The sequence below is a fragment of the Pseudomonas sp. PDM31 genome (assembly GCF_019218965.1).
Taxonomy (GTDB): Bacteria; Pseudomonadota; Gammaproteobacteria; order Pseudomonadales; family Pseudomonadaceae; genus Aquipseudomonas.
The window spans coordinates 580,214-591,740 of record NZ_JAHUWS010000002.1 but is presented as its reverse complement, the minus strand read 5'-3'; the positions used below and the strand labels follow the sequence as shown (position 1 = coordinate 591,740).

At 59.6% G+C, this 11,527-nt stretch carries 11 protein-coding genes; 9 read left to right on the top strand and 2 right to left on the bottom strand.

What is annotated here, in order from left to right:
- Window positions 1–23: 23 nt before the first annotated feature.
- Window positions 24–470, bottom strand: a complete 447-nt coding sequence (locus KW839_RS05910; RefSeq protein WP_060542310.1) for a response regulator — start codon at window positions 468–470, stop codon at window positions 24–26.
- A gap of 253 nt (window positions 471–723) precedes the next feature.
- On the opposite strand from KW839_RS05910, the gene KW839_RS05905 reads away from it, so the two are divergent.
- From KW839_RS05905 to KW839_RS28040, 9 genes are all read left to right on the top strand, one after another.
- A complete protein-coding gene (locus KW839_RS05905; protein ID WP_218423697.1) occupies window positions 724–2,664 on the top strand; it encodes a putative nucleotidyltransferase substrate binding domain-containing protein in 1,941 nt (646 codons plus the stop codon).
- Complete coding sequence (locus KW839_RS05900; protein ID WP_060542312.1) at window positions 2,661–3,368, top strand: PolC-type DNA polymerase III; 708 nt, start codon at window positions 2,661–2,663, stop codon at window positions 3,366–3,368. The genes KW839_RS05905 and KW839_RS05900 overlap by 4 nt, the downstream gene beginning before the upstream one ends.
- A 253-nt stretch (window positions 3,369–3,621) precedes the next feature.
- Entirely contained in the window at window positions 3,622–4,140 is a 519-nt protein-coding gene (locus KW839_RS05895; protein WP_218423696.1) for an RNA polymerase sigma factor, read from the top strand.
- Complete coding sequence (locus tag KW839_RS05890) at window positions 4,137–5,111, top strand: FecR domain-containing protein (RefSeq protein WP_218423695.1); 975 nt, start codon at window positions 4,137–4,139, stop codon at window positions 5,109–5,111. The genes KW839_RS05895 and KW839_RS05890 overlap by 4 nt, the downstream gene beginning before the upstream one ends.
- Before the next feature lie 135 nt (window positions 5,112–5,246).
- On the top strand, window positions 5,247–7,685 hold the full coding sequence (locus tag KW839_RS05885) for a TonB-dependent siderophore receptor (protein ID WP_060542315.1): 2,439 nt from the start codon (window positions 5,247–5,249) through the stop codon (window positions 7,683–7,685).
- A gap of 72 nt (window positions 7,686–7,757) precedes the next feature.
- Entirely contained in the window at window positions 7,758–8,888 is a 1,131-nt protein-coding gene (locus KW839_RS05880) for a PepSY domain-containing protein (RefSeq protein WP_218423694.1), read from the top strand.
- Entirely contained in the window at window positions 8,885–9,064 is a 180-nt protein-coding gene (locus tag KW839_RS05875; protein WP_060542317.1) for a hypothetical protein, read from the top strand. The genes KW839_RS05880 and KW839_RS05875 overlap by 4 nt, the downstream gene beginning before the upstream one ends.
- Window positions 9,065–9,286: 222 nt before the next feature.
- Entirely contained in the window at window positions 9,287–9,916 is a 630-nt protein-coding gene (locus KW839_RS05870; RefSeq protein ID WP_218423693.1) for a glutathione S-transferase, read from the top strand.
- Between the two features lie 106 nt (window positions 9,917–10,022).
- Window positions 10,023–10,784 carry an RHS repeat-associated core domain-containing protein gene (locus tag KW839_RS28040; protein ID WP_371318045.1) on the top strand — a complete coding sequence of 254 codons (762 nt, stop codon included), beginning with the start codon at window positions 10,023–10,025 and terminating at the stop codon, window positions 10,782–10,784.
- Between the two features lie 50 nt (window positions 10,785–10,834).
- Here KW839_RS28040 and KW839_RS05860 read toward each other — a convergent pair whose 3' ends face one another.
- Window positions 10,835–11,341, bottom strand: a complete 507-nt coding sequence (locus tag KW839_RS05860; RefSeq protein ID WP_060542320.1) for an ATP-dependent zinc protease — start codon at window positions 11,339–11,341, stop codon at window positions 10,835–10,837.
- Window positions 11,342–11,527 lie beyond the last annotated feature (186 nt).

The following is an 11,527-nucleotide window of genomic DNA, read 5'->3' as shown; positions in this document are numbered from 1 at the left end:
GTTTACTGCGATCTTTTAGCGGCTTACAAATCCACCCCCAGCTCATGCTTGACCAGTTCCAGCAATTTATCGCCATCAATCGGCTTGAGCAGAAAGTCCACCACGCTCAAATGCATCGCGGCGATGGCGTCTTCCACGTCGGCGTCGCCCGAGACAATGATGATTGGCAACGCCGCGCGCACCGACTCGCGTACCTGGCGGATCAGATCCAGCCCGTCGACATTGCCCATCCGCAGATCAGTGATCACCAGTCCGATCGATGGTTTTTCTTCCAGCATTTTGAGCGCGGCTTCGCCACTGGACGCCGTCAGGCAACGAATACCCTCCATGGCCAGCATTTCCAGGAGCATTTCCCGGGCATCTTTATCGTCGTCGACGATCAGCACCCGTTGCGGCGGCAGGTCGGGTTCGTGCATGACGGCACTCAGTGCCTCGCGCTCGGCGTCGCTCAAAATATCGTGGTCGGACATGGCGTTCTCTAGCTGTTCAATTCAGTTGCCTGGCACAGTGGTGAGACATCGCTATGCAGTAGCTCCAATGTGCACTTGGTCGGGTAATTTTCCAATAGGCAATCAGAGCGGTTTTTCTTTCAATGACGTAAGGTTTTTCCGACTTCATCGCACCTGGTGCCTAGATAGACTTACGTCCAATGGGCATTCCGGCCCTGGAGGTCGACCATGACGGAGTCATCCGACAACAATAAATCGAAAAAAGACTGCGGTAATGGTTATGAGTAAAGCGGACGCCTTCACACAGGCAGGGAAAACCGCGGTGTTGCAGAACATCCAGGGCACTTTGCAATTCCTTCAGCGCTTCCCGCCCTTCAATCAGATGGAGCATGGGCACCTGGCCTATCTGGTGGAACAGTGTCAGCTGCGTTTTTATGCCCCTGGCGAGAGCATCATCAAGCCCGCCGACGGCCCGGTTGAACACTTTTACATCGTTAAACAGGGTCGAGTCGTCGGCGAACGCCCGCACACGGCCAGGGGGGGTACGGAAACCACTTTCGAAATCACCACCGGCGAGTGTTTTCCCCTCGCCGCGTTACTGGGTGAACGGGCTACCCGCACCGAACATCTCGCCGCCGAAGACACCTTTTGCCTACAGCTTAATAAGCTCGCGTTCATCAAACTGTTCGCCCTTTCCAGCACTTTTCGCGACTTTGCCCTACGCGGCGTGAGCAGCCTGCTCGATCAGGTCAACCAGCAAGTCCAGCAGAAAGCCGTGGAGACCCTCGGCACCCAGTACTCGCTCAATACCCGCCTGGGTGAATTGGCCATGCGTCATCCGGTGAGCTGCAGCCCGGCCACCCCTGTGCGAGAAGCCGTGACGCTGATGCATGAGCAGCAGGTGGGGAGCATCGTGGTGGTCGATGAACATAAAGCACCGCTGGGGATCTTCACCCTGCGCGACTTGCGTCACGTGGTCGCCAACGGCACCGCTGATTTCAGTGAAGCCATCGAACGGCACATGACCCCGTCGCCGTTCTTCCTGTCGCCGGACCACAGCGCCTTCGATGCCGCGATTGCCATGACCGAGCGGCATATCGCCCACGTCTGCCTGGTCAAGGATCAACGCCTGTGTGGCGTGGTTTCGGAGCGCGACCTGTTTTCCCTGCAACGGGTCGACCTGGTGCACCTGGCGCGCACCATTCGCAATGCTCCACGGGTGGAAAACCTGGTGCTGCTGCGCGGCGAGATCGGCCAACTGGTGGAACGCATGCTCGCCCACGGTGCGTCTTCGACCCAGATCACACACATCATCACCCTGCTCAACGACCACACCGTGTGCCGGGTGATCGAACTGACCCTGGCCGAGAAAGGCGACCCTGGCATTCCATTCAGCTGGCTGTGTTTCGGCAGCGAGGGACGGCGCGAACAGACGCTGCACACCGACCAGGACAACGGCATTCTGTTCGAAGCCCGTGACGCGGCGCATGCCGCCGAGGTGCGCGGCAAGCTGTTGCCAATCGCCCATCAGATCAACCAAAGCCTGGCGCTGTGCGGCTTTACCCTGTGCAAGGGCAACATCATGGCGGGCAACCCCGAGCTATGTTTGTCCAGGGCTGAATGGGCACGACGTTTTGCCGCGTTTATCCGGGAGGCCACACCGGAGAACCTGCTGGGTTCGAGTATCTATTTCGATTTGCGCGTGGTCTGGGGCAGCGAGCAAGGTTGCGAACAGTTGCGTCGCGCAATTCTTGATCAGGTCGGCGACAACCGCTTGTTCCAGCGCATGATGGCCGAGAATGCGCTGCGCAATCGCCCGCCCGTAGGGCGATTCCGCGAATTCGTGCTGGCGCGCAAAAATGGCGAAAAAGCCACGCTGGACCTGAAAACCCAAGGCCTGACACCCTTCGTCGACGGGGCGCGGCTACTGGCTTTGGCCCACGGTATCGAGGCCAACAATACGCTGGAGCGTTTTCGTCAATTGGTGGCCAAAGAGGTCATTGAGCCGCTCGATGGCGCTGCCTACGAAGAGGCCTATCATTTCATTCAGCAAACCCGCATGCAGCAACACCAGCTACAGACCCGGGAGAATCTGCCCTACTCCAACCGGGTCGATCCTGACAGCCTCAACCACCTGGATCGACGAATCCTGCGTGAGTCCCTGCGCCAGGCTCAACGCCTGCAAAGCAGTCTGACGCTGCGGTATCAGCTATGAGCCTGTTCTCATGGTTACGCCCTGGCGGCCCGATCCTGTCCGGTGATCTGCAACAACGTCTACAGCGCTTGCCAGCGGCGAGCGGGTTAAGTGAGTGCAGCCTGCGTGAACAGCGCTGGGTGGTTCTCGATCTGGAAACTACCGGACTGAACCTGAACAGGGACCGAGTACTGTCAATCGGCGCGGTGGTGATCGAGGACGGTGCGATCGACTTCAGCCAACAGTTCGAACGCACCCTGCAATGCTCCGAACGCAAGCTGGGCCCCAGTGTGCTGATTCATGGTCTTGGCCCCAGCGCGATAGCTGCTGGAAGCGCCCCTGCCGAGGCATTGCTGGAGTTCATGGAGTTCGTCGGGGACAGCCCGGTACTGGCCTTTCATGCTCCCTTCGACCAGCACATGCTCGGCCGCGCACTCAAGGACCACCTGGGCTACAAGTTGCAGCATCCGTTCCTGGACGTAGCGGACATCGCCCCGCTGTTGTGCCCTCAGGCCAACATTCGCGAGGCCGGTCTGGATGAATGGATCGACTGGTTCAAACTGCAAGTCTTCGAGCGCCACAACGCCAGCGCCGATGCCCTGGCCACCGCCGAACTGGCGTTGATTCTGTTCAGCCGGGCGCGCCAGCAACAGATTCATAGTCCGTTGAATCTGCAACAGCGGCTCAATCAGTGGAAGCGCCGCCAACATACGCATTCTTTTTGATCGCTGCCGATGTCCTGCAGGAGCGAGCCTGGCGGATCGCCGCACCGTCGCGATACACGTCAACGATAACGCGGGCATCCTGGACGCCCACGGCGCCCTCAGGTTTTTCGCGAGCATGCTCGCTCCTACAGGATTTGCGTCAATTGCGAGGCGTAAACGCCTGCCCGACCAGCGCCAATTGCGTACAATCTTCGCCTCTGCGACAATCGCGAACAATTCTCGTTAGTTAAAATTTCCCAATCGGTGATACTGCGTGTCGTCAGTCCCAAGCCCCCAAAGTGAGCTCGTCGGTGCGCTGTATCGCGACCATCGTGGCTGGCTTTTGGCCTGGCTTCGACGCAGCGTTGCCTGCCCGCAACGGGCCGAAGACCTCAGCCAGGACACTTTCGTGCGCCTGCTGGGCCGTGAGGAACTGAAGGCGCCGCGCGAGCCGCGGGCGTTCCTGGTAGCGATTGCCAAGGGGCTACTGTTCGACTATTTCCGTCGTGCCGCACTGGAGCAGGCCTACCTCACCGAATTGATGCTGATCCCCGAAGCCGAGCAGCCGTCGGTGGAAGAACAGCAAATGATCCTCGAAGACCTGAAAAACATCGACCACCTGCTCGGCACGCTTTCGAGCAAAGCCCGGGCGGCGTTCCTTTACAACCGCCTTGACGGTCTGGGCCACGCCGAAATCGCTGAACGCCTGGGTGTGTCGGTGCCTCGTGTGCGGCAGTACCTGGCGCAAGGTATGCGCCAGTGCTACATCGCGCTGTACGGTGAGCCGACATGAGCCCGACCCGTTCCAAGCCGGTTTCGGCGCAAGTACTGGATGCCGCGATCGCCTGGCAACTGTCCATGGACGGCGCCAACCCGGTGCAGCGCGCAGAGTTCGCAAAATGGCACGCCGCCCACGAAGAACACGCTCGCGCCTGGCGCCAGTTGGGCATGCTCGACCAGCGTTTCAGCGTCGCCAGCGGCCCGGCCCGCGCCGCCCTGCTGCAATCGCGTGAAGGCATTCGTCGGCGCGTGCGCAAGCTTGGCAGTGGTGTGGCCAGTGTCGTTGCGGTGATCGGCCTGGCGCTGTTCGCCGGTGAACATTACTTGCCACTCGACTATTGGCTGGCCGACCAGCGCACCGCGACCGGAGAACAGCGCACCCTTCGCCTGAGCGACGGTACGCTGATCAACCTCAACACCCACAGTGCCCTGGACGTGCGCTTCGATGCCAGGCAGCGGTTGATCGTCCTTCAGGAAGGCGAAATCCTCGTCGAAACCGGTCATGGCGATCCTCGGCCGTTCATCGTCGAAACCCGCGAGGGCAGCATGCGCGCGCTGGGGACGCGCTTCCTGGTCAAGCGCGAAGAGCAAGGCACGCGCTTAAGCGTTCTGCAGTCGGCGGTGGCCGCTCATGCCGAAGCCAGCCCGCAGGAACAGATCCTGCGTGAAGGCCAGCAAGTACTGATCCGCAACAACGGCCTGGGGCCGATTCTGGCGGTGAACATGGGCGCCGATGCCTGGACTCGCGGCATGTTGGTGGTGGACAACGCGCGACTGGAAGATCTGGTCCGTGAGATCGGTCGTTATCGACCCGGACATCTGGGTGTCGCACCGCAAGTGGCTGACCTGCGGATTACCGGTAGCTTCCCGCTGCACGACACCGACCTGGCGCTCAATACCCTGCTGCCGACCTTGCCGGTGCAGATCGAGCAGCACACGCAATGGTGGGTGACGGTGGCGGCCAGGGTGGATGCCAAACCCTGAAAGACGCAGAGCCCGAGCCGACGCTTTCACGGACCCAATTGATAAATCGAAATTATTTTCATCCAGCCCTATCACTTTTTGATTCTCGTTCGGCACCTAGGCAATTGAGAAGTATTCCCTTTCAGGAGCCGCTATATGTCCCGCTCGCTAGACACCTTGTTGCGCCCCAGTTTGCTGGCGGTTGCCATTGCACTTTGCACCCCTCTGGCCAGCAGCCATCTGGTCGCCGCCGAGCAGGCGTCGAGCGTTCGCGCCTACAGCCTGCCGGCTGCGCCATTGGCCAGCACCCTGAACCAGATCGCCAGCCAGGCAGGCCTGGCCCTGTCGCTGAACCCGTCGCTGGCCGCAGGCAAGACTTCGGCCCCGGTCAACGGCCAATTCGATGCTCCCGGCGCCCTGCGCGAAGCCTTGCGCGGCACCGGTCTGCAACTGGAACAAAGCAGTGCCGGCACCTATAGCCTGGCGGCGGTACCCGAGGGCGTGCTGGACCTGCCGGCGACCAGCGTGATTGGTGTGGAAGACAGCGAAAGCGCATGGGGGCCGGTGCAAGGTTACGTCGCCAAGCGCACCGCCGCCGGCACCAAGACCGACACCGCGCTGGTCGAAGCACCGCGCTCCATTTCGGTCGTCACCCGCCAGCAGCTGGACGACCGGAACGCGCACACCCTTGATGACGCCGTACGCTATTTGCCCGGCATCACCGCCAGCAGCTACGGCAGCGACACCCGCGCCGACTGGTTGCGTGTACGCGGCTTTGAACCGACCCAGTTCCTCGATGGCCTGCCACTGCCAAAAGGCGTGTACGCCAACCCGAAACAGGAAACCTGGAACCTCGACCGTCTGGCCCTGCTGCGTGGCCCGGCTTCGTCCGTATACGGCCAGACCCCGCCGGGCGGTCTGCTGGACATGGTCAGCCGCCGCCCAAGCGAAGAGTCCAGCAACGAAATCCAGCTGCAATACGGCAGTGACAATCATCGCCAGATCAACTTCGCCAGCACCGGCAAAATCGACGATGAAGGCCAGTTCCTGTACAGCCTCAGTGGCGTGCTGCGCGATGGCGGAACCCCCATCGACCATATCGACGACAAGCGCTACAACATTGCGCCGAGCCTGACCTGGAACATCAGCGAAGACACAAAGTTTACCCTGCTGACCCAGTTCACCCGTGACGATACCGGGATCACCAGCCAGTTCTACCCGATCCAGGGCACCAAGATCGACATGCCGTTCGGCGATATCTCCCACCACAAGAACCTGGGCGATCCGGACTACGACTATTACGACCGCACTTACTACGCTCTGGGCTATGCCTTCGAGCATCGCCTGAACGATGTCTGGCAGTTCCGCCAGAACCTGCGTTATACCAAGTCGGATCTGTCGTTCCAGGCGGTTACTGTCAACAGCTACTTCCCCCCCACACCCGGTTTTTTTGTCGACGATCAGGGCAATACCGGTCGCGGCACCACCAATGTCGACGAAGACATCAGCCAGTTCGCCGTGGACAACAATTTCCAGGCCGACTTCGCCACCGGTGATGTCCATCACACCCTGCTGCTTGGCCTGGACCATCAGCGTACTAACACCAACTACCTCTCGATCTTCGGTTCCGCACCGCCGATCAACGTCAACGACCCGATCCATGGCTTGCCGATCGAGCGCCCGGCACGCTCCACCGCGTTCTACGACTACAATCAGAAAACCTACCAGACCGGTCTGTATGTCCAGGACCAGATGGCCCTCGACCAATGGCGCCTGACCCTGGGCGGTCGTGAAGACTGGGTCCATACCGGCACCAGGTTCCTCAATAAAGGCGATGCGACCAACACCGAGCGAGACAAGAAATTCAGCGGCAACGCGGCCATCAGCTATGTGTTCGACTCGGGCTTCGTACCCTACCTGTCTTACGCCGAGTCGTTCCAGCCGACCAGCAACGCTACAGCTTCGCCAACCGAATCGTTCAAGCCCACCGAAGGCAAGCAATGGGAACTGGGCATCAAGTACCAACCGCCGGGTAGCAACACCCTGCTGACCGCCGCCGTTTATGACCTGACCCAGAAGAACGTCTCCGTAACCAGCAACGTGGGTAACGTGACGGTCACCAGCCAGACCGGCGAAGTGCGGGTCAAAGGCCTGGAACTGGAAGCCGTGTCCGACGTGACCGAGAACCTTTCGATCACCGCTGCCTACACCCTGGCAAAGTCAGAAGTGCAAGATGGCATTTACAAGGGCAATCGCCTGCAACTGATGCCTAACCAGCAAGCGTCGCTGTGGGGCGATTACACTTGGCACGACGGCGTACTGAATGGCTTCGGCATTGGTGCCGGTGCCCGTTACACTGGCAACACTTATGGTGACCAGGGCAATACCTGGCTGGGTAAGGCCGACGCCTACACCGTGTTCGATGCTGCGGTTCACTATGACCTCGGTCGCCTGGACAACAGCCTCAAAGGCGCCTCGCTGGCAGTGAATGCGACCAACCTGCTGAACAAAGATTACATCTCGACGTGCGACGGCTTCTATTGCTACTACGGCGACCAGCGCAGTGTCGTCGCCAGTGCCACGTACAAGTGGTAATGGTTTGAGCTGACACGCCCAACGACCAGGCCGTCCTTCGAGGACGGCTTTGGTTTTTCTGAAGGCTATGAAATGAAAAGTAAAACAATTCGCCGCTGGTCCGCCATTCACACCTGGACAAGCCTGATCTGTACGGTGTTCCTGCTGATGTTGGCACTGACCGGCCTGCCATTGATCTTTCACCACGAGATCGACCACTTGCTGGGCGATGCCCCCGAGTTGAAGGAGATGCCGGCGGACACCCCGCGTCTGAATCTGCAACAACTGGTGCAGGCGGCCGAGCAGCATCGCCCCGGCGAAGTCATGCAGTATTTCGGTTTCGAGGACGATGAACCCAACGGTGTGGTAGCGATCATGGCGCCCACTGCAGGCACCGAACCGAACTTGTCCCACACCTTCATGCTCGACGCCCGTACCGGCGAAGCGCTGGAGATGCCGTCGGCCAATGGCGGCTTCATGATGGTCATGCTGCGCCTGCACGTGGACATGTTTGCCGGTTTGCCGGGCAAGTTGTTGCTGGCGTTCATGGGGATACTGTTTGTACTGGCGATCGTGTCTGGCACCGTGCTGTACCTGCCGTTCATGCGCCGTCTGAAGTTCGCCACCGTGCGCCGGGACAAATCCACTCGCCTGCGCTGGCTCGACCTGCATAACCTGATTGGCGTCGTGACATTGACATGGGCACTGGTGGTTGGCGTGACAGGCGTCGTCAGTGCCTGCGCCGACTTGCTGATCGCCGCGTGGCGCAATGAAGCCCTGACCGAGATGATTGCGCCGTACCGCGATGCGCCGCCGTTGACGCAACTGGCGCCCGCGACCCGCTTGTTCGACATCGCCAACGAGGCTGCTCCGGACATGCAGCCGGACTTCATCGCCTTTCCCGGCACACGCTTTTCCAGCGAGCACCATTACGCGGTGTTCATGAACGGCGACACGCACCTGACCTCGCACCTGATGACCCCGGTCCTGATCGATGCCAGCACCCTGCAAGTCACTGCCGTAGTCGAACGGCCGTGGTACATGGACGTCATGGGCATGTCGCAACCGCTGCACTTCGGTGACTACGGCGGCATGCCGATGAAAATCCTCTGGGCAACCCTCGATGTGCTGACAATCATCGTGCTCGGCAGCGGCGTTTACCTGTGGGTAGTGCGGCGTAAAGCCCTGAAGCCTGCCGTGGAAACAGCGGAGAGCCCGGCATGAAACCCAGGAAAGCGAATTTCTGGAAAGTCTTCGAGTCGCCCACCATCATCGCTTTATTCAGCGCAGCGGGGCTGTTTGCCGCTTTGCTGGGCGATGGCCTGTGGGATGCCCTGAGCTGGCTCGGCCTCGGCATCCCCGCGGTCTTTGCCCTGCGTGGCCTGCTGCAACGCCGCTGATTTCGCGCTATTGACCTGTAGGTGCTAATTGCAGCAGCTAAAACGCAGAATCTGCAGGAGCGAGCCTGCTCGCGAAAAACCCGAGAGCGCCGCGGGCATTCGGAATGCCCGCGTTATCGTTAACGTCCATCGCGACGGCGCGGCGATCCGACGGGCTCGCTCCTACAAGGTCCGTATCAACGCGCTATGCTGCGTGACACCACCATCGACTGAGCCGCCGCCATGTCCGCCCCGAGCATGACCCTGTATCACAACTCCCTTTCGCCCTTCGTTCGTAAAGTCATGGTGCTGCTGCACGAAACCGGTCAGCAGGACCGCGTGGCACTGCAAGACTGTGTGCTGACGCCCGTCAGCCCGGATTCAACCCTGATCGACGACAACCCCCTGAGCAAGATCCCGGCCCTGCGCCTGGCCGATGGCACCATCATTCACGACAGCCGGGTGATCCTCGATTACCTCGACCAGCAGCACGTCGGCAACCCGCTGATCCCGCGCGAAGGCTCGGCCCGCTGGCGGCGCCTGACCCTCGCCTCCCTGGCCGACGGCATCATGGATGCTTCGGTGATGGTGCGCTACGAACTCGTTCTCCGCGCCCCGGAAAAGCACTGGGACGAATGGCTCGACGCCCAGCGCGACAAGATCCGCCGTGCCCTGGCGTTGCTGGAAAAAGATGCGATCGCCGAACTGACCAGCCATTTCGACGTGGCGGCAATCAGCGTGGCCTGCGCATTGGGTTATGTGGACCTGCGCCATCCGGATCTGCAATGGCGCGACACAAACCCGCAGTTGGCGGCGTGGTATTTCGAGGTGAGCCAGCGGCCTTCGATGCTGGCGACGATGCCGAAGGTTTGACCCAGAAAGCGCCATCACCCTAGCAGTTCTGATAGTTGGCAAAGCCCGAAAAAGCTCCGATGCTGAAAGACCGCTTTCATGGCCATTCAGCATCGGAGTTCAACCCATGTCTACGTCTTCACGCAGAACAATCCTGCTGGCTACCGATCAACAGCGCTCGGTGATGAACGCACTCGACGCAACGCAACACCATCACCTCGCCTATACCCCCTACGGCCATCGCCCAAGTGAAAACGGTTTGCTCAGCCTGCTTGGCTTTAACGGCGAATTGCCCGACCCAATGACCGGGCACTATCCTTTGGGGAATGGGTATCGTCAGTTCAATCCGGTATTGATGCGGTTTAACAGTCCGGATAGTTGGAGTCCGTTTGGCAAAGGTGGGTTGAATGCTTATGCCTATTGCGCAGGTGAGCCGGTCAATCGGAATGACCGAAGCGGGCATATGTTCAAACCTCAACCAAAGCTACCGCTGAAAACAAATAAGGTTTCTAAAGGTGGAGTTGTACATAAAAAATCACTGCCGGTAATCAAGGAGGAAAATGAACCTTCAACGGCCAAGGGATCAGTAAAGGTTATCGAAAATCCGCCCATGCCCCCTGAAACCTCATCCAACAGCGCCACAAGAGTTGCAAAAAAAACCCCGAAACTGGCAAGTCATAGCGATCCCAAATTTCGCGACTCGCTCCACCTTAAGACAGGAAATCAAATCCCCACTCCACCGGTAGCCAGTACTTCGGAAAGGTTTCGACCACCACGCAAACGAAATACCGAGACACTGGGTGGCAACAGGGACTTTGTCATACTAAAAGCCGCCGCATCGAAGCCGCCCGCACCAGACACTCAAATTACCCATATTCGGAACGCCTGATGCTCCAGGCGATGACTGCGATTTGGAGCAGCTACAGCTTTTTTTTTGGATTAACAATCCGGCTTATCCGCCGTAAAGCGTCGAGCCGGGTTCACCGCCGCGCCAAACTCGCGCAACGCCTTGGCACCGATCAGCAGCGGGTAATTGAAGCTACTGCGGTCGGTGAGGTTGACCTCGACCGTGCGTTTTACATTGCCCAGACACAACTCCAGATCCACCACCGGCCGCTTGGTCGGTGCGATCACTTCATTGTCATCCTCATCTTCTTCAGAGCGAGTCTTGATCTTGCTGATCCGCGCAACCTTGTGTTCATAGACCTTGTTGCTCGCGTCCTTGGTGGCGAGGCGGAAACGTACCCAGTCCTCGCCGTCACGAGTAAAGGTCTCGATATCCTTGGCCGACAGCGACGCGGTCAGGGCGCCGGTGTCCATTTTCGCCTTGAGTACTTCGCCGCCGATTTCCGGCAGCGCGATGTATTCGTAACGGCCGTACAGGGTGGGTTCGGCGGCCATGACTGGCAGGGCTATGAGGGACAGCAGTGCAAGGAGGGATTTCACGTAATGATTGTCCTTGAAAAATGGGCAGCGCAATTTTAGACCGTCAGTTGGCAATTCGTTCGTTTCTGAAATCGCTTCGCGGGCAAGCCAGGCTCCCACAGATTCTGCGCAAACCCTGTGGGAGCGTGGCTTGCCCGCGAAGAGGCTGGAGCAATCGCCACAGCCATATACTCTTATCAATTTCAG